13 protein-coding genes and 2 pseudogenes are annotated in these 19,358 nt (G+C 64.5%); 8 read left to right on the top strand and 7 right to left on the bottom strand.

Annotation, left to right across the window (positions count from 1 at the left end):
• Positions 1–7 precede the first annotated feature (7 nt).
• The 3 genes from pqqC to pqqA all read right to left on the bottom strand — a co-directional run bounded on the left by pqqC (position 8) and on the right by pqqA (position 1,911).
• Complete coding sequence (gene pqqC / locus FOM02_RS06435; protein WP_027560772.1) at positions 8–787, bottom strand: pyrroloquinoline-quinone synthase PqqC; 780 nt, start codon at positions 785–787, stop codon at positions 8–10.
• The gene (gene pqqB / locus FOM02_RS06430) at positions 784–1,713 is read right to left on the bottom strand and encodes a pyrroloquinoline quinone biosynthesis protein PqqB (protein ID WP_027560771.1); all 930 of its coding nucleotides are present in this window, start codon (positions 1,711–1,713) and stop codon (positions 784–786) included. The genes pqqC and pqqB overlap by 4 nt, the downstream gene beginning before the upstream one ends.
• Positions 1,714–1,830: 117 nt before the next feature.
• Positions 1,831–1,911, bottom strand: coding sequence for a pyrroloquinoline quinone precursor peptide PqqA (pqqA, locus tag FOM02_RS06425; protein ID WP_007595659.1), 81 nt, complete (start codon positions 1,909–1,911; stop codon positions 1,831–1,833).
• 247 nt (positions 1,912–2,158) lie between these two features.
• On the opposite strand from pqqA, the gene FOM02_RS06420 reads away from it, so the two are divergent.
• The 6 genes from FOM02_RS06420 to FOM02_RS06395 all read left to right on the top strand — a co-directional run bounded on the left by FOM02_RS06420 (position 2,159) and on the right by FOM02_RS06395 (position 7,908).
• Entirely contained in the window at positions 2,159–2,416 is a 258-nt protein-coding gene (locus FOM02_RS06420) for a DUF6894 family protein (RefSeq protein WP_027560770.1), read from the top strand.
• 80 nt (positions 2,417–2,496) lie between these two features.
• Entirely contained in the window at positions 2,497–3,897 is a 1,401-nt protein-coding gene (locus tag FOM02_RS06415; protein ID WP_027560769.1) for an amidase family protein, read from the top strand.
• 2 nt (positions 3,898–3,899) lie between these two features.
• Entirely contained in the window at positions 3,900–4,376 is a 477-nt protein-coding gene (locus FOM02_RS06410) for a glutathione peroxidase (protein WP_027560768.1), read from the top strand.
• 11 nt (positions 4,377–4,387) lie between these two features.
• On the top strand, positions 4,388–4,630 hold the full coding sequence (locus tag FOM02_RS06405) for a DUF3297 family protein (RefSeq protein ID WP_035730878.1): 243 nt from the start codon (positions 4,388–4,390) through the stop codon (positions 4,628–4,630).
• 114 nt (positions 4,631–4,744) lie between these two features.
• The gene (gene tarD, locus FOM02_RS06400; RefSeq protein ID WP_027560767.1) at positions 4,745–5,914 is read left to right on the top strand and encodes a D(-)-tartrate dehydratase; all 1,170 of its coding nucleotides are present in this window, start codon (positions 4,745–4,747) and stop codon (positions 5,912–5,914) included.
• A gap of 233 nt (positions 5,915–6,147) precedes the next feature.
• On the top strand, positions 6,148–7,908 hold the full coding sequence (locus FOM02_RS06395; protein ID WP_035729286.1) for a hypothetical protein: 1,761 nt from the start codon (positions 6,148–6,150) through the stop codon (positions 7,906–7,908).
• A gap of 224 nt (positions 7,909–8,132) precedes the next feature.
• Here FOM02_RS06395 and FOM02_RS06390 read toward each other — a convergent pair whose 3' ends face one another.
• The 3 genes from FOM02_RS06390 to FOM02_RS06380 all read right to left on the bottom strand — a co-directional run bounded on the left by FOM02_RS06390 (position 8,133) and on the right by FOM02_RS06380 (position 12,230).
• Positions 8,133–9,581 carry an MmgE/PrpD family protein gene (locus tag FOM02_RS06390; RefSeq protein ID WP_027560765.1) on the bottom strand — a complete coding sequence of 483 codons (1,449 nt, stop codon included), beginning with the start codon at positions 9,579–9,581 and terminating at the stop codon, positions 8,133–8,135.
• 170 nt (positions 9,582–9,751) lie between these two features.
• Positions 9,752–11,104 carry a malonyl-CoA decarboxylase gene (locus FOM02_RS06385; protein ID WP_027560764.1) on the bottom strand — a complete coding sequence of 451 codons (1,353 nt, stop codon included), beginning with the start codon at positions 11,102–11,104 and terminating at the stop codon, positions 9,752–9,754.
• A 304-nt stretch (positions 11,105–11,408) separates the two neighbouring features.
• The gene (locus FOM02_RS06380) at positions 11,409–12,230 is read right to left on the bottom strand and encodes an AraC family transcriptional regulator (RefSeq protein WP_027560763.1); all 822 of its coding nucleotides are present in this window, start codon (positions 12,228–12,230) and stop codon (positions 11,409–11,411) included.
• A 53-nt stretch (positions 12,231–12,283) separates the two neighbouring features.
• Here FOM02_RS06380 and FOM02_RS06375 point away from each other — a divergent pair, with 53 nt between their 5' ends.
• Both FOM02_RS06375 and FOM02_RS06370 read left to right on the top strand, forming a co-directional pair.
• Positions 12,284–13,456: an MFS transporter gene (locus tag FOM02_RS06375; protein WP_027560762.1), complete on the top strand. Its 1,173-nt coding sequence runs from the start codon at positions 12,284–12,286 to the stop codon at positions 13,454–13,456.
• A gap of 478 nt (positions 13,457–13,934) precedes the next feature.
• A pseudogene (locus FOM02_RS06370) lies at positions 13,935–16,201 on the top strand (cation:proton antiporter).
• Here FOM02_RS06370 and FOM02_RS06365 read toward each other — a convergent pair.
• Positions 16,198–19,355 (bottom strand): annotated as a pseudogene (locus FOM02_RS06365) (efflux RND transporter permease subunit). The pseudogenes FOM02_RS06370 and FOM02_RS06365 overlap by 4 nt on opposite strands.
• Between the last annotated feature and the right edge of the window lie 3 nt (positions 19,356–19,358).

Raw genomic sequence — 19,358 nt, 5'->3', positions numbered from 1 at the left:
TAGTCCCTCAGCTCGCCTTGGGCACGAACGCGCCCGGCGGTATGTGGCCCTCGACATAGGCATGCTGGAGCGCATCGAGCTGCACCCACAGCACGTTGGTCTTGAAGATTAGCGCATTGCAGACCTGAGCGCGCTGCTCCGGCGTCGTGGCATGCGCCTTGACATAGTCGAGCGCAAAGCCGGCATCGCGCGGCGCCTGCGCCAGGCGGCGCTTGAAGTAGCTCATGATATCTGGATTGACGAAGTCGTAATGCTCCAGCATGCCGGAGATGCGTTCCTCGTGCAGGTTCGGCGCGAACAGCTCGGTCAGGGAGGAGGCGATCGCCTCCAGCGGGCTCTTCTCGCGGCAGTAGTGGACATAAGCCTCCACCGCAAAGCGCGTCGCCGGCAAGATGCCTTCGGTGGATTCCACATAGGCCGTATCGAGGCCGAGGCCTTCGGTCAGCTTCAGCCAGCGCTCGATGCCGCCCTCGCTGCCGACATCGCCGTCATGGTCCTCGATGCGGTGACGCCATTCGAGCCGCGTGGCGCGGTCGCGGAAGCGCGAGATCACCACCGCGTCCTTGATCGGGATCGTGCTCTGGTAATAGTAGCGGTTCAGCGCCCAGGCCTGCACCTGGCCCTTGTTCAGCTTGCCGCCGTGCAGCAGCCTATGGAACGGATGCAGGCTGTGATAGCGCGTCGCGCCGATGTGGCGCAGCGTCGCCTCCAGTTCCTCGGCCGAGTTGAGGCGGATGTCCTTGCCGATCGAGAGCGCGGTCATTCCAGTCATGGACACGGCATTCACAGCACGATCTCCGTTCCGTCGGCGGGTATCTGCCAGCCCGCCTCTTCGACAGTCTTGCGCTCGCTTGAGCCGGGCAGCAACGCCGGATTCGAGTTGTTGATATGCAGAAACATCTTCCTGTCGATAGTGAGATCGGCCAGCCGCGCGATCGCGCCATCGTGACCGGACATCGCGACATGGCCCATGCTCTTGCCGGTCTTGTGGCCGAGCCCGGCCCTGATCATCTCGTCGTCCTGCCAGACCGTTCCGTCGAAGAACACCAGCGCAGCGCCGTCGATCTCGGCCTTGAGCGCGTCGGTCACCTCGGCGCAGGCGGCGATGAAGTAGAAACATTTGCCGGTCGACTTGTCGGTGATCTTCAGGCCGAGCGTATCGCCGTCGCCGGTCTCGCCGCCGGGATGCGCCTTGCCTTCAAGATACCAGGCCGACTTGCCCGGCACGGCGAACGGCAGCACCTCGAGGCCCGAGCGGGCGGCGTCGGTCAGTCGCGGCTCGAACGGCTCGCCGATTCCGATCGGCTGGCGCTTCACGTTCTTCTCGTTCAGCACGTTGAAGATGCTGTTGCTCGCAAGGATCGCCAGCACCTTCTCGTGCGCATAGATCGTAAAGGGCGAGCCCTCGCGCATCGACAGCAGGCCGGCCACCGCGTCTACTTCGCCGTTGGTCAGGATCACGCCTGCCACAGGCGTATGGCGCAGCGCGCCTGGTTTGGGATGCAGCTGCGGCGTGGCATTCAATTGCTGGCGAAGGTCGGGCGAGGCGTTGATCAGGAACCAGTGCTCGCCATCGCCGCTGAAGGCGACCGAGGCTTGGGTTCTCTGGAGGTCATGCCCGTGCGCGCGGGCGGCCCGGCAGCCCTCGCAGCCGCAATTCCATTGCGGGACTCCGCCGCCGGCCCCGGCGCCCAGGACGACGACGCGAAGCATGATCCGTCTCCTGGGACAAATTCGCGAAGTGGATCTCAGGCCGACACGGTTTCCGTCATTCGGAAACCGATCGTGACCGAAAGATCCACCTGCGCGGAACGCAAATGCACCAACCGCTTACTTGCGGGTGGCGCTCACATACATGTTGATTTCCATGCCGCAGGGCACTTCGACGATCTTCGGGGCTTTCCAGGCCATTTTGGCTCTCCATTTCGCGAATTCGGACGTGTCCGCCCGTGGGTTAAAGTAATGCGGGCGCAAAAGTTCGCCAGTGAAATTTTCCCGAGCACGTGCATGTTGCGCCGCGAAAAATGGTAATGGAACATCACTTCCGGCGGCGCTGCCTTGCGCTTGGCGCATTCGGTCGTGAACCCTGTCCTGATAAAGCAGTTGTGAGCGCACTGCAGCTTTCAATCCGGTACAGGCGACCCAAGTGGACCTCGTGATGCCCAAATACTTCTTCAACACCCGCATCGGCGACGAACTGATCGTGGATCCTGACGGAGAGGACCTGCGCAACCCCGATCGCGCCTGGGAAGTCGCCCGCCAGATGATCCTGGAGGTGGTGAAGTCCGAGGGCGCCCAGCCGGCGCTGCTCGAGGCCGTCATCGAGGTCACCGACGACGACGGCGAGATCGTGCTGGAGTTTCCCTTCACCGAGGCCCTGCTGGACATGCCGGACCAGTCGGCGACGCGGCACTAACCCGCTCTTCCTCCCTGCGAAATCCGCATGGCTTTGCCGCGTTCCCGGCGCTAAAAGACGCCGGTTACACGGAGCAAACCATGCAAGATCTCTGGCGCCTGTCGGCCGCCGACCTCGCCGCCCTCGTCAGGTCCAAGAAGGTATCCGCCAAGGAGGCGGCCAAGGCCGGTCTCGACCGGCTGGACGCGGTCAATCCCCGGCTCAACGCCGTGATCGACCACCGGCCCGAGGACGTGCTCAAGCAGGCTGATGCCGTCGATGCCGCCATCGCCCGTGGCGAGGACCCCGGCGTGCTCGCCGGAGTGCCTGTGACCATCAAGGCCAATGTCGACCAGGAAGGCTTTGCCACCACCAACGGCCTCAAACTCCAGCGCGACCTGATTGCGCGCGAGGACAATCCGGTGGTCGCCAATTTCCGCAAATCCGGCGCCATCCTGCTCGGCCGGACCAACTGCCCGGCGTTCTCCTACCGCTGGTTCACCACCAACCTCGTCCATGGCGACACCAAGAACCCCCGCGATGCCTCGCTGACGCCGGGCGGCTCCTCCGGCGGCGCCGGCTCGGCGGTCGCGGCCGGCATCGGCCATATCGCCCACGGCACCGACATCGCCGGCTCGATCCGCTATCCCGCCTATGCCTGCGGCGTGCACGGCCTGCGCCCGACCTTGGGCCGCATCCCCGCCTTCAACCCGGCACTGCCGGAGCGCCCGATCGGGCCGCAGATCATGGCAGTGTCGGGCCCACTGGCGCGCACCGTCAACGATTTGCGCATCTCGCTCGCAGCGATGTCGGCCCGCGACATCCGCGATCCCTGGTTCGTGCCAGTGCCGCTGGAAGGCCCCGCAAAGGCCAAGCGCGCCGCGCTCTGCCTCAACCCGAACGGCCTTGCGACCACGCCGGAGGTGAAGGCGGCGGTGAGCGATGCCGGCAAGCGGCTGGAGCGTGCCGGCTGGACCGTGGACGTGATCGAGGACACCCCGCCGATGCGTGAGGCGGTCGAGTGGCAAATCAAACTCTGGCTCGGCGACGGCTATGAGGCGCAGCTGGAGATGGCCGAGCGTGAGGGCGATCCCGGCGCGCTGGCGTGCCTCAACGGCAACCGCGCCAGGGTCACGCCGATGGACCAGGCCAATTACGCCAAGGCGCTGACCCGGAGAGCCACGCTGACGCGCGACTGGATGCTGTTCTTCGAAAAGTACGCCGTGCTGCTGACGCCGGTCTCGGGCGAGCTGCCATTCCCCGATCATCTCGACCGCAAGGACGACGCCTCCTTCAAGCGGGTCTGGGAAGCGCAGCTGCCGCAGATCGCGATTCCGTTCATGGGATTGCCGGGGCTCGTGGTTTCCACCGGCCTCGTCGGCAAGGCGCCGGTCGGCGTGCACATCGTCTCCGGCCGCTATCGCGAGGATCTTTGTCTTCTCGCGGGCGAAGCGATCGAGGCGGGCGGCGTACCGCCGTCGCCGATCGACCCCGTGGGTTAGCGATGTCAGTGATCTACGACTTCAAGGCCAATTCGCTCGCCGGCGAGGAGGTCGCCCTGCGCCGCTTCGAGGGCCAGGTGCTGCTGATCGTCAACACCGCGAGCAAATGCGGTTTCACGCCGCAATATCGCGGGCTTGAGGATCTCTACCGCGATCTCTCCCCGCGCGGCTTCTCCGTGCTCGGCTTTCCCTGCAACCAGTTCGGCGCGCAGGAGCCGGGGCAGGCGAGCGAGATCCAGGCGTTCTGCTCGACCAACTACGACGTCACCTTTCCGCTGTTCGAGAAGATCGACGTCAACGGGCCGAAGGCGCATCCGCTGTACGAGTACCTGAAACGCCAGCAATCCGGCCTGTTAGGGGCCTCCATCAAATGGAATTTCACCAAATTCCTGGTGGACCGTGCCGGCAAGGTGATCGCGCGCTATGCGCCGACCGCGCGGCCTGAAGGGCTGCGCAATCAAATCGAAACACTGTTGTGAGCGAGACAATCATGAGCGACGAATTTCCCGACCGCCTGTCGGTCGATCCGAACAGCCCCTATTACAACGCGGACATTCTGGCGCGCGACGTCGGCATCCGCTTCAAGGGCATCGAGAAGACCAATGTCGAGGAGTACTGCATCAGCGAAGGCTGGGTCCGCGTCACCGCCGGCAACGCCAAGGACCGCTACGGCAACCCGCTGACCATCAAGGTGCATGGGCCCGTGGAGCCGTATTTCAGGGATAAGAAATGACGGCGAAGCCGTCATTCCGGGGCTCGCGAAGCGAGAACCCGGAATCTCGAGATTCCGGGTTCGATGCTGCGCATCGCCCCGGAATGACGCGACAATAAATCGAAAGCCACACCCATGTCTGTCCGCATCGTCGACGTCCGCGAGATCACCAAACCGATCTCCTCCCCGATCCGCAACGCCTATATCGACTTCACCAAGATGACGACGAGCCTCGTCGCCGTCGTCACGGACGTGGTGCGTGACGGCAAGCGCGTCGTCGGCTACGGCTTCAACTCCAACGGCCGCTACGGGCAGGGCGGTCTGATCCGCGAGCGTTTTGCATCGCGCATCCTGGAGGCCGATCCGAAGTCGCTGCTGAACGCGGCCGGCGACAATCTCGACCCCGACAAGGTCTGGGGTGCGATGATGACCAACGAGAAGCCGGGCGGTCATGGCGAGCGCTCGGTCGCGGTCGGCACCATCGACATGGCGGTGTGGGATGCGGTGGCGAAGATCGCGGGCAAGCCGCTGTTTCGTTTGCTCGCCGAGCGTCACGGCGTCACGGCCAATCCACGCGTCTTCGTCTACGCCGCCGGCGGCTATTACTATCCGGGGAAGGATCTCTCGATGCTGCGCGGCGAGATGCGCGGCTATCTCGACCGCGGCTACAACGTCGTGAAGATGAAGATCGGCGGCACGCCGATCGAGGAAGACCGCACCCGCATCGAGGCGGTGCTGAAGGAGATCGGCAAGGACGCGCAGCTCGCGGTCGATGCCAACGGCCGCTTCAATCTCGAGACCGGCATCGCCTATGCCAAGATGCTGCGCGATTACCCGTTGTTCTGGTACGAAGAGGTCGGCGATCCCCTCGACTACGCGCTGCAGGCCGCACTCGCCGAATTCTATCCCGGCCCGATGGCGACAGGCGAGAATCTCTTCAGCCACCAGGACGCCCGCAATCTGATCCGCTACGGCGGCATGCGCCCCGACCGCGACTGGCTGCAATTCGACTGCGCGCTGTCCTATGGCCTGTGCGAATACCAGCGCACGCTGGAGGTGCTAAAAACCTACGGCTGGTCACCGAGCCGCTGCATCCCGCACGGCGGCCACCAGATGTCGCTCAACATCGCAGCAGGCTTGGGTCTCGGCGGCAACGAGAGCTATCCCGACCTGTTCCAGCCCTATGGCGGCTTCCCCGACGGCGTCCGCGTCGAGAACGGCCACATCACCATGCCGGATCTTCCCGGCATCGGCTTCGAAGGCAAGTCCGATCTGTACAAGGAAATGAAGGCGCTGGCGGAGTAGCTCTCTTCGGCGAAGCGGATTCCGTTTCGCGATGGCGCGTCTGATTTTGATGGATCGATTCTGATCGATCCAACTTTTGGCCGAATCCTCTGAACAATTTGAAGTTGTGAATGATATCGCTGTTGTAACAGCGGTGTCATGTGAAATTCGCTTGAAGCGGGGACAATCAAGCGCAACTCGCAGAGGAGGTCGGTTCTGCCGATGTTCGTCTCTGCATTCAGAGGGAGGCGATTATGGCCAAACGGGTTCCCATTACTGCCGGCGATCTGATCAACCACCAAATCGGCACCGATGATATTTTAACCGGCGCCTCGAATACGACCAATATTCTTTATGGCGATGCCGGCGGAAGCCTTCTCGACCATTCCACCGGCGGAAACGACACGCTCACTGGCGGGACGAACTCCACTGATTTGCTGTACGGCGACGCCCGCATGAACCTGCTCGACCATGCCATGGGCGGAATCGATACGTTGACGCTATTTGGAGCCGGCAGCTTGTACGGGGATGCCGGCGGCGACATCGCAGACCACGCCAGGGGCGGCAACGACACGCTTACGGCACAGCTGACGTTCGATGTTCTGCCTGCCAGCCCCGTGACCGTCGCCATGTTCGGCGATGCCGGCGCAAATAGCTCGGATCACGCGACCGGCGGGGACGACACTTTCAACGTCCAGGTCACCGCCCCGTATACTGGCGGCCAGGCCACGGTCGCTGTTGTCAGTGCCTATGGGGACGCCGGCGGCGATATGTCCGGTCATACGGTTGGCGGCAATGATACATTGACCGCCGACGGATGGTACTTCGTCATGCGCGTCTATGGCGACGCTGGCGGAAGCATGTCCGGTCATGCCCATGGCGGCAACGACAACTTCGCCGCCAACAATTTCGAGAGCTCCAACTATTTCTATGGCGACGCCGGCGGCGACATGTCAGGCCATGCCTCAGGCGGCAACGATAGCTTCGCCGCAAGCACAGGCGCCGATTTCAACGAGCCCAATTATTTCTACGGCGACGCGGGCGGCAGCATGTTCGGCCATGCAGCTGGTGGCAATGACACCTTCACCGCGTCCACACTCACCGATTTTTCGAGCCCCAATTTCTTCTATGGCGACGCCGGCGTCGACATGTCCGGCCACGCCTCCGGTGGCAACGATACCTTCATCTCGACCGGCATCGGTCCGATCAACACTTTCTACGGCGACGCCGGCGGAAGCATGTCCGGCTTTGCCAGGGGCGGCGACGACACCTTCAACGACTTCAGTACTGCTAGCGTCTTTGGCCTTGCGGCGGGCACGTTCTATGGCGACGCCGGCGGAAACATGTCCGACCACGCACATGGTGGCAACGATACCTTCACAATTTCGCCCGGAGCCAACAACTCATATCTCTTCTACGGTGACGCCGGAGGCACCATGAGCGGCCACGCCGTTGGCGGCGACGATACTTACGTTGGCGGCCAGGTGTTCTATGATCCCCGCGGAAACACCCAGGCGCAGGCCGTTGGCGATGCAGCTGCCATGACGGATAACGTCCGTGGTGGAAACGACATCTTGACCGCGGGCGATGATCCCGGCCCGCCCCCTGCAGGCATATTCGAAACCATTCTCGTCGGCGACGCCGCCCGCATGTCAGGCAATAGTCGCGGCGGGAACGATACGCTCGTCAGCGGCACTGGCAACGATGCCATGTGGGGCGATGCACAGTCCATGCTCGACAATGCCAGAGGCGGCAACGACACGTTTGTCTTTGCCGCGAGTAACGGTCACGACATGATCGAGGATTTCGGCCAGGGCATTCAAGGCGTCGCCGGATCAAACTGGGGGATTGATCGAATCGACGTTACGGCGCTGGGCATCCAGGACTTCAGTGAACTCAGCATCTCGGCTTTCGATCCCACGACTCACGAAAGCACGATCACGTTCAGCCCGGACAACGAAGTCGTCGTCCATAGCCAGATCACGCTCATCGCTCAGAACTTCATCTTTGCATAGCGTCGGGGTGAAAGCTTGTGGATCGGCGCGCCGCGCCGATCCATCGGACGGTGGCTCCGAGTCCCCATCTTCCTGTGGCTATGGGTTCCGGATATTCGCTTCGCCAGGCTTGTCCGGGACGAGGACAGAGTGTGTGGCCAGCGCGCTGGGATCAAAAATCTCGCCAATTGCCGGCCTCCGGGATACTGGATCGCCCGGTCAAGCCGGGCGACCGAGATTCTAGCTCACCCCCGCTGCAGCAACGGCCGCAAGCTCCTTATGTCCGTCACCGCCTCGATCTCATACACTGACTTGATCAGCCGCTTCGCCTTCTCCGCCCCCACCACCGGCGCGATGAGGTCGCGCGCCTTGTCGATGACCTCTTCGCGCGTCATCGGGTTGCGCGGGGTGCCGCGCACGGCGGTGACGCGCTCGGAGAGGCGGCTGCCATCAGTGAGCTCGATCTCGACGATGGCGACGCGCACCGGCAGCAGCTTTGCCAGCTCCTCGTCGCGCACCAGGGTCACCTTGGCGCGCTCTTTCAGCACCGCGGCATCCTGCATGCGCGGCTTGTCGTGCGCGGCGTGGAACGAGGCGGTCTTGTCGAGCAGCATCACGGCGACCATGTGCTGGAGGCAGATGTCGGGGATGTCGCGGTTGTCCACGACCTCGGCAACCGAGGGCGCAAGCCGCACCGTCACGCGCTTGACCTGATCGGCTTCGAACGCCTGCTTGCTGCGGATCGCAAAGATCGCATCGAGCGGCCCCTGGATCGGCGATCCCACGGTCCATTTCTTGATGTCGGTGCCAGCGATCTCGTAGCGCTCGCCGAGTTTTTCAACGAGCTTCGCGGTCGCGGCCTTTGGCGCATAGGCGAGGAAGTAATTGTCCGGGCCCGAGAACACGTCGTCGACGCCGTTCCAGTCCGACCGGACGAGAAGCGCCGCGGTGACGCCGTTGCGGGCCGGCATGCCGGCGAACACAAAACCCTTCTCGATGTGATCGACGTCGCGCCGCCACACGATGAAGCCGGAGGATTGCTGCGCGGCATAGTCGAGCACCCAGCGCATCCGGCGCGCGTCGAAGCCGGCAACACAGGCGGCTGACGCGGAGGCGCAGAACGTGCCGGAAATGCTGTGCGTGCTCAGCACGCTTTCATAGCTGAAATCGGCGCCGCCCATCGCCATCACCACGCGTGTGCCGACGTCATAGCCGAGCGTCACTGCGCGCAGGAAATGCGCACCATCAATGCCGAGACCTTCGCCGAGCGCAAGCGCCGCGGGAATGACCGAGCTGCCGGGGTGCGAGCGCGAGGGGCTGTGGGAATCGTCGGTCTCGTCGGCATGCGCCATGACGCCGTTGGCGAGCGCGGCCTCGACCGGCGATGCCGTGAGCGCCGTGCCGGCAACCGTCGAGGCCCCCTGCGCGGCATTGGCGCTGACGTAACGCTGCGCGGCCTGGCCGGGCGGCAGCTCCGATCCCGATATCATCGACGCCAGCGTGTCGAGGATGTGGTGCTTTGCGTGCTCGGTGACGTCGGGCGGAAGCGCGCGGGTCTTGGCGGCGCTCATGTAGTCGCACAGCGCGGTCATCTCCGGCCCTGAAGCCGGGCCCTCCGCGAAGCTGCGTGCAGGGGTGAGGGCGAGGCCGGTGGTGGCTGCCGCCGTGAGCCTCAGAAAGTCGCGTCGTTTCATGGTGTCCCGTCTTTGGTGCAGGAATCCGATGAAACGGATAGCGCCTAAGACCGCCGTATGTCCAGTAGCTGTCCTTGGGCTGCGCCACACCCTCCGCTGTCATGCCCCGCCTCGTGCGCAATTGCGCTCAAGGCGGGCGATGACATCGAGGTCGTAGTTACGGCGTACCTTTACGATAGCCGCATATCCAGCAACCTGCGCCCCTCACCCTTCAGCAGCTTCTTCACGGCGCTCGAGGCCACGACCTCGCCGTCATTGGCGTAGGCTTCGTGGTTCTTCTCGATGTCGTCGAGGCGGTAGAGATAGTTGACCATCACGCCAGCGGATTCACGCACGCCCTTGGGCGAGAGGTCGCCGAGCCAGTTGATGCGTTCGAGCCGGGCGCCGTTGCCGAGATGGAAGCGGGCGACGGAGTCGATCAGCTTGCCCTTCGGCGTACGCGCCTTCAGGAAATAATGCGCGGCGAGCGGCTCGATCAAGGCGCGGAGCTGCGCTGTCGTCTCGGGGTTCTCGAACCATTTGGGATCGTCGAGGCGCTTTATGAGCTCGCGGTCCTCGTCCGACAGCGGCAGGTCCCTGTCCTGCTTGATCCACTGCATGAAGCCCGGCACCGGCGACAGCGTCACGAAGGTGTCGAGCTTCGGTGTCTCGCGGCGCAGCTCCTCGACCACCTGCTTGATCAGGAAGCTGCCGAACGAGATGCCGCCAAGGCCGCGCTGGGTGTTGGAGATCGAGTAGAACACGGCGGTGCGCGCGCGGTCGATCGGCAAATACTGGCGGTCGACCGCGAGCAGCGGTTGAATCGCGCCCGGGATCGTCTCGGTCAGCGCCACCTCGACGAAGATCAAGGGCTCGTCGACCATTGCGGGATGGAAGAAGGCGTAGCAGCGGCGGTCGACCGGATCGATGCGGCGGCGCAGATCGTCCCAGTCGGAGATCTCGTGCACGGCTTCGTAACGGATGATCTTTTCGAGGATGTTGGCCGGGGTCGACCAGTCAATCCTGCGCAGCACGAGAAACCCCCTGTTGAACCACGAAGAGAGAAGATGCGAGACGTCGCGATCGAGCGCGGCGAGATCGGTGTGGCCGTTCATCATGCCGAGCAGATCGGCCCGCATGGCGACGAGATCGCCGGTACCACCAGGCGCGCGGTTGAGGCGGCGGATCAGCTCCTGCCGCCGCGGCTCGGAGGCGAAATGCAGGCTGCTTGCGTCCTCGTCGGTCGGCTTGGCGCGCCATTTCTCGATCGCTTTTGCCAGACGTTCCCGGTCCGGGCCGAAATCGCGTACCAGCCCTTCGAAGAAGGAGCGGCGCTCTGCCGCATCCAGCTCGCCATAGATGTCGAGCACCTCGCGCGCCATGGCGGTGCCCGAGGCCTCGCCCCGGCCCGACAGCAGCGCGCCGCAGAGCTCGATGAGCCCGTCGGCATCCCGTTTCGTATCGGCGGAATCCCCGCGCAGCAGCAGCGTACGGCCACGCTCGGAGATGGTGGCGAGCAGATCGGAGAAGAAGGCGTTGGCCATCTGGGCTTTCGTGTCAGGTTTGTGCGATGCGGAAGCTTACACGGGATTTAGTCGGAAGCCGATCACAATCAAGCAGGGGAGTGCGGCATCTTTAGTCGGGCCGTGCGTTTGGAGAATGGTGGCATGCCGGGTGGGGGCGGGGCATACAGTATGCCGCGGTCTATCGGCTCAACCGCTCCCCTAGGGTGGGCAAAGGCGCACTTGCGCCGTGCCCACCACCTTTCGATGGCCGCGAGAGTCGGTGGGCACGCTTCGCTTTGCCCACCCTACGAGTTCTGCGCGCAATGACGGGGGTGGCGCTGCCCTACTTCCCCGCAAACTCCGTCGGCGTCCGCCCGGTCACCTGGCGGAACGCCGCCGAGAATGCCGGCACGCTGGCATAGCCGAGCTGGGTCGCGAGCTGCTTCACCGATACGCTTGCATCCATCGATATCCGCTGGATCGCGGCCGCAATCCTGGCGCGCTGGCACCAGCTCTTGAAGCTCAGCTGCGTCTCGCTCGAAAACAGCCGCGACAGCGTCCGTGCGGAGGTTCCGACCTCGCGCGCCAGCGTGTCGATGTCGTGCAGGCCGGTGGGGTCGTCGAGCACGATCATCGCGGCGCGGCGGCAGCGCGGCTCGTGCGGCAGCGGCACGAAGGTCGCGGAATCCTCGGCCTGGTGCAATTCCAGCATGACGAGGCGGACGAGCAGCCCGGTGCGCTCCTCGGTGTTGCGCGCGTCGAACAGCGCGAGGATCGCCTGGTTGAGCAGCGGCGAGACCCGCACCACGAATTCCCTGGTCAGTCCCGCATAGCGCTTTTCGCGCTTCAGCCAGGCAAGGTCGAAATACAGCGTGCGCATCTCGATGTCGGCGAGCAGGTCGATGGCGTGCTCGAGCCCCGCCGGCACCCACACCGCGCGGTCCGGCGGCACCAGCCAGCGCCCCCCTGGCGTCGTCACCTGCATGGTGCCGCGTGCCGCATAGATCAGCTGCGCCTCGCGGTGCAGGTGCGGATCGATGCGCATGCCCTTGGGGTAGTCGCGCGCGACCAGGTGCACGCCCGCGGTCGAGCGGTGGTTGCCCTGGACCTCCCGGAGGATTGGCGTTTCCAAGATTGGCGTTTCCAAGACAGTCATTGGCAGCATCCCGTCATTCGCCCGACATATAACTCATTTCGGAGCAGGAGAGGATTCGGGAAATGAACAGCCCCAGCCGGGTCATCAGTTTCGTCAACGCAGGCCATTTCATCGATCATTATTCGATGCTGATCTTCGCCGCCGCGGTGATCATCATGGGGCCGGCGCTGGGCATGGCCTATTCGGAACTTTTGCCGTACGCGACGCCCGGCTTCGTCGCTTTCGGCGCCGGCTCGCTGCTCACCGGCTGGCTTGGGGACCGCTGGAGCCGCCGCCACATGATGCTGATCTTCTTCGTCGGCATCGGCGCCTCCATGATCTCGGTCGGCTTCGTGCAGACCCCGGCGCAGCTCGGCACCGCGCTGCTCGCGATCGGCATTTTCGCCTCGATCTACCATCCCGTCGGCACCGCGATGATCGTGTCCTACGCCGACCGGCTCGGCCGCGAGATGGGCATCAACGGCGTCTGGGGCAATCTCGGCGTTGCCTCCTCGGCGCTGGTCACCGGCGTGATCGGCCAATATCTCGGCTGGCGCCTTGCCTTCATCATTCCCGGTATCGTCACCATCCTGATTGGCGTCGCCTTTGCGATGATGGTGGTGCATGAGGACCGCAAGGGCAGCAAGCAGGCGGCGGCGCAGGCGCGGGTGGCAAAACAGGACATGTGGCGCGTGGTGCTGTCGCTTTTGATCGTGGTGATCGCGATCTCGACCACGTTCAACGCCGTCACCGTGGCGCTGCCAAAGCTGTTCGCGGAGCGGCTCGCCGACCTCACCAAGAGCCCGGCGCTGTTAGGGGTGATTGCCGCCTGCGTCTACGTGTTCGGCGCGATGACGCAGTACACGATCGGCCGGCTGCTCGATCGCTACTCGCTGAAGACGGTGGCGCTGCCGCTCTCCTTCATGCTGGCGCCGTTCCTGTATCTGGCCGCGAGCCTGAACAATCTGCCGCTGATCGTGGTCTCGATCGGCATCGTCATGGGCGCGTTCGGGCAGGTCACGGTGAACGACGCCATGGTCGGCAAATACACCACCGAAGAGTGGCGCTCGCGCGCCTACGCGGTGCGCTACTTCGTCGGCTTCACGGCGGCCGGCGCCTCCGTCGGCCTCGTCGCCTGGCTCTACGAGCAGGGCGGCTTCGTCACCATGCTGCACGCGTTTGCCGGCCTCTGCCTGCTCGCGATCGCCGCCGCGATCATCCTGCCGCGCGAGATCCGGACGCCGCAGGCGGCGTGAGGCCTCCGTCATTCCGGGGCGCGCGTATGCGCGAGCCCGGAATCCATCGGGCGGCGGAGATTGCGGACAAACGGATTCCGGGCTCGTCGCTGCGCGACGCCCCGGAATGACGAGATGCGCGCATCTCGAAGGATGAATGGCCCGGCCGGTGGCCTCGCCCTTCGAGACACGCGCCAGGAGCGCGCTCCTCAGGGGTGAGGGTCTTCCTCTCAATTGCTTCGATGGACTGGCGCGTCGCGCATATCATCCATCATGCCATTATGCCGGTGTTTTGCCCGACGGCGCAAGCGATTTTCGGTAACGCCGAAATTCCTCCAGCCTTTTCAACACTATCTCTACTGTGCATGGGGTTGTTTTCGCACGTTTGTTTTCGCCCCTGGAAACGACGCACGAGAAGGGGAACCCGCTCCACCTCCCGCGGGTTCTATCTCCGTGGTCCCGGCACGCTGCCGGCAAATGAAGGGGGAAAGACACCTGCATGCAGTGGAGCCTGCTCCGACCGGTCGGCCTTGTCCCCGCGGCGCTCGTCCTCACCACCATTGCGGCCGGTGCCGCGGGCGGCAAACCGGCCGGCCCGTCCGAATTCCTGCTGGTGGCGCAGATCGTGCTGCTGATCGCGGTGGGGCGCGGCCTCGGCGAGCTCATGCAGCGGATCGGCCAGCCCTCGGTGATCGGCGAATTGCTCGCCGGCATCATTTTGGGGCCCTCACTGTTCGGCTGGATCTGGCCGGAGGCGCAAGCCGCGATCTTCCCCAAGACACCCGAGCAGAAGGCGATGATCGATGGCATCGCCCAGCTCGGGATCCTGCTGCTGCTGTTGCTCACGGGCATGGAGACCGACCTGAAGCTGGTCAGGAAGGTCGGCAAGGCCGCGATCGCGATCTCGATCGCCGGCATCCTCGTGCCCTTCGCCTGCGGCTTTGCGCTCGGCGAATTCCTGCCTGATGCGCTGCTGCCGAATCCTGAGCAGCGCCTGGTCGCCTCACTGTTCATGGGCACGGCGCTGTCGATTTCTTCCGTGAAGATCGTCGCCGTGGTCGTGCGCGAGATGAACTTCATGCGCCGCAATGTCGGGCAGATCATCGTCGCCACTGCTGTCATCGACGACACCATCGGCTGGATCATCATCGCGGTGATCTTCAGCCTGGCGTCGCACGGCACGCTCGACATCGCCTCGGTGGCAAAGGCGGTGCTGGGCACGCTGGCCTTCCTCGCGGTCAGCTTCACTATCGGGCGCCGGCTAGTGTTCCAGCTGATCCGCTGGGCCAACGACAATCTCGTCAGCACCGCGCCGGTCATCACCGTCATCCTGCTGCTGATGGGCACGATGGCACTGATCACGCATCTGATCGGTGTGCACACGGTGCTGGGGGCCTTCGTTGCCGGCATCCTGGTCGGCGAGTCCCCGATCCTGACGCGGCAGATCGACGAGCGTCTGCGCGGGTTGATCTCGAGCTTCTTCATGCCGGTGTTCTTCGGCCTTGCCGGCCTTGCCGCCGATCTCTCGGTGTTGCGCGATCCCCATCTCCTCCTGCTCACCGGTCTCCTCGTCGTGATCGCCAGTGTCGGCAAGTTCGGCGGCGCCTTTGTCGGCGGCACCGTCGGCGGGCTGAGCACGCGGGAGTCGCTGGCGCTGGCGAGCGGGATGAACGCGCGCGGCTCGACCGAGGTGATCATCGCAACCATTGGCCTGTCCATCGGCGTGCTCAGCCAGAACCTGTTCACGATGATCGTCACCATGGCGATCGTGACGACCATGGCGATGCCGCCGATGCTGCGCGCCGCGCTGGCGAGGCTGCCGATGAACAGGGAGGAGAAGGAACGCCTCGAGCGGGAGGAATTCGAGAAGCGCGGCTTCGTCGCCAATCTCGAACGTCCCTTGCTCGCCGTGGACGAGAGCGTCAACGCCACCTTCGCCGCGCACATTGCGGGCCTGATCGCCGGGATGCGCGGCCTGCCCATCACCGTGCTGCATATCGGCAAGCGGGCAGGCGAGCAGGAGAAGATCCGCGACCAGGAGGCGAGCCACGAGGCCGTGGTGAAGAAGGCTGCCGAAACCGTCTCCGCCAATGTTGATGGCGATGCCGGCAGCGTCGATGTCGCCACCCGTGCCAGGCGCGCCGAGCTCGGCGAGACCATCGCGGATGAGGCGCGCAAGGGCTTTGATCTCCTCGTCGTCGCGTCGACAAGGTCGCCGCCACCAAGGATCGCTTCGACCGCAGGATCGAGGACATTGCCGCCAAGTTCGAGGGGCCGCTCGCGATCGTCGCGGCCAAGGGCAAGCATCTGAAGCAACCGATGCCGGAAGGACTCAAGATCCTGGTTCCGGTCTCGGGCAGCGGCGTCGCCAAACGCGGCGCTGAGGTTGCGGTGGCGCTGACGCAGGCCGGATCAGGCTCGCTCCGCGTGATCTATGTCGCGACGACGCGCGACAAGGGCGCGCAGCGCGGCACCTCCCGCGGGCTCAACCAGGAAACCGGCATCCTCAAGGACACCAGCGATCTCGCCGCCCGCTACGATGTCGACATCACCACGACGCTGCGGGTGAACCGGGCGCCGGAGGCTGCGATCCTGCGCGAGATCGACACCACCGACGTCGATCTCGTCGTCATGGGCGTCGACCGCATCCAGGCCGACCATCTCTCCTTCGGCGGCGTCGCCGCCGCCGTGCTCAGGCAGTCGAAAGTTTCCGTGCTCCTGGTTTCGAGCGGCGAGGCGCGGCAGGCTCCGGCGGAGAAGGCTTAAGGCTTCACCTCCGCCGCCGCCTGCGGCTTCGGCGCCTTCTTCGACGCGTGCCAGTTCTCGAAGCGCTGCACCACCACGAAGAAGGCGGGCACGAACAGCACCGCAAGGCAGGTCGAGGCGAGCATGCCCGAGAACACCGTGATGCCGATCGACTTGCGCGCACTGGCGCCGGCGCCGGTCGCGATCACCAGCGGCACGACGCCGAGGATGAAGGCGAACGACGTCATCAGGATCGGGCGGAAGCGGGCGCGCGCCGCTTCGATCGCCGACTCCAGGATCGGCTTGCCGTCGCGGTTGTGCAGCTCGAGCCCGACCTCGACGATCAGGATGGCGTTCTTGGCCGACAGCGCGATGAGCAGGATCAGGCCGATCTGGCAATAGAGGTTGTTGTCGATCTTGAGGCCCGAGAGGATCAGCATCGGCCCGAGCAGCGACAGCGGCACCGCGAGGATCACCGAGATCGGCGCGTACCAGCTCTCATACTGGCCAGCGAGCACGAGATAGACCAGCAGCATGGCGAGCCCGAACACCCAGTAGATCTGGTTGGAGACCGCCTTCTCCTGATAGGACATCGCGGTCCATTCATAGCCGGTGCCCGGCGGCAGCGTCTTCTCTGCGATCTCCTCCATCAGCTTCAGCGACTGGCCGGACGAATAGCCCTGCGCCGGCAGGCCGATGACAGTGGAGGAGGGATACAGATTGTAGAGGCTGATCAGCGACGGGCCGGTGGCCGGCGTGATCTTGGCGACGGTCCCGATCGGGATCATGTCGCCGTTGGAGTTGCGCACCTGCATGTTGGCGATGTCGCGCTCGGTGACGCGGAACGCCGGATCGCCTGCGTATAGACCTGGAACACGCGGCCGAACTTGTTGAACTGATTGACATAGGACGAGCCGAGATAGGTCGACAGCGCCGCGAACACCTGGTCGGTGGTGACGTGCAGCGTCTGGGTCTTGATGCGGTCGATCTCGACGTTGAACTGCGGCACCGACGAGCGGAACGAGGACTGCACGCGCTGCAGCGCGCTCTGGCTCTGGCCGTTGCTGACCATCGCGCCGGTGATCGCCTGAAGCTTGGCGAAGTCGCTGTTGCCGTCGCGCAGCTCGACCTGCATCGAGAAGCCTGCGGCATTGCCGATGCCCTGGATCGGCGGTGGCGGCAGCACCAGCGTGCGCGCCTCCATGATGGTCGCGAGCTTGTCGTTCAGCCCGTACACCAGCGAACGCAGGTCCTCGCCGGGTCCTTTGCGCGCATCCCAATCCTTCAGGATGATGTAGGCAACGCCGGCATTGGCAAGGCTGGCGCTGTTGTCGAGCGCGGAGATGCCGGCGATGGTGATGACCTGCTGGACGCCGGGCGTGTCCCTGACGATGTCGGCGGCCTTGTCGAGCACCTTCTGGGTCCGCTCCAGCGATGCGCCGTCGGGCAGCTGCACGGCGCCGATCAGATAGCCCTGGTCCTCGATCGGCAGGAAGCCGGTCGGCACGCGCGACAGGCCGTAGCCGCTGAGCCCGATCACAATCAGCGCGAACGCGACCGAGAGGGTGGCGTGCCTGACCAGGAATGTGATCAGCCGCGTGTAGCCGCGTTCGACGCGGTTATAGACGTTGTTGAAGCCGCGATAGAAGAAGTTGCGCTGCTCCGGCGGCACCGCCGGCCGCAGCCACAGCGCGCATTGCGTCGGCTTCAGTGTCGCCGCGTTGATGGCGGAGAGCAGCGCGGTCGCCGCGATCACCAGCGCGAATTGCGAATAGATGCGCCCGGTCAGGCCGGCGAGGAACGAGGCCGGCAGGAACACCGAGATCAGCACCAGCGTGATGCCGACGATCGGCGCGAACAGCTGGTCCATCGCCCTGATCGCGGCGTCGTGGCCGTTCATTCCCTGCTCGATGTTGTGCGCCGCGCCTTCCACCACGACGATGGCGTCGTCGACCACGATGCCGATCGCGAGCACGATCGCGAACAGCGTCGACATGTTGATGGTGAAGCCGAGCGCCGCCATCGCCGCGAAGGCGCCGATGATGGTGACGGGCACCGTCGTCGCCGGCACCAGCATCGCGCGCCAGTCCTGCAGGAACACCAGGATCACGACCAGCACCAGGAGGCCGGCCTCGATCAGGGTCATGTAGACCTCGTGCACCGAAGCCTGCACGAATTTCGTGGTGTCGAACGGCGTGTCGTACTTCATGCCTTGCGGGAAGGCTTTTGCGAGCTCCGCCATCTTCTTCTCGACGGCCTGCTCGACCTCGAGCGCATTGGCGCCAGGCGACTGGAACACGCCGATGCCGGTGGCAGGCTGCTTGTTCAGCGAGAAGATCTGGCTGTAGGTCTGTGCGCCCAATTCGACCCAGCCGACGTCGCGCACGCGCGTGACGTCGCCGCTGGTGCCCGTCTTGACGATGATGTTCTCGAACTGCGTGGCGTCGTCGAGCCGGCCGTTGACGTTGAGCGTGTACTGGAACGCCTGCCCCGGCGGCGTCGGCGGCGCGCCGACCTGTCCGGCGGAGACCTGTTGGCTCTGCTGCTGGATCGCGTTGATGACGTCCTGCGGCACCAGACCGCGCACCTGCAGCTTGTTCGGATCGAGCCAGACCCGCATCGAATACTGGCCGGCGCCGAACACCGTGACGTTGCCGACGCCGGGCAGGCGCGAGAGCTCGTCGCGGATGTTGATGGTGGCGTAGTTGCTCAAATAGAGGCTGTCGAAGGTCTTGTCCGGCGAGGTCAGTGTCACGAACAGGAGGATCGAAGTCGATTTCTTCTGGACGGTGACTCCCTGGTTCTGCACCGCCTGCGGCAGTTGCGACAGCGCGCTGGAGACGCGGTTCTGCACCAGCACCTGCGCGAAGTTGAGGTCGGTGCCGATCTTGAAGGTCACGGTCAGCGTATAGGTGCCGTCGGAGCCGCTGTAGGACTGCATGTAGAGCATGTCCTCGACGCCGTTGACTTGCTGTTCTATCGGCAAGGCAACCGTGTCGATCACGGTCTTGGCGCTGGCGCCGGGATAGCGCGTCGTCACCTGCACCGTCGGCGGCACCACATCAGGATATTGCGCGATCGCGAGGTTGAACAGCGCGACGCCGCCGATCAGGATCATCAGAAGCGCGATGACGTTCGAGAGGACCGGCCGCTCGATGAAGAACTTTGAGATCATGGC

Source organism: Bradyrhizobium sp. SEMIA, from assembly GCF_014844175.1.
GTDB lineage: Bacteria > Pseudomonadota > Alphaproteobacteria > Rhizobiales > Xanthobacteraceae > Bradyrhizobium > Bradyrhizobium arachidis.
Note: the sequence above shows the minus strand (reverse complement) of the source record. Positions and strands in the feature narration are given on the sequence as shown.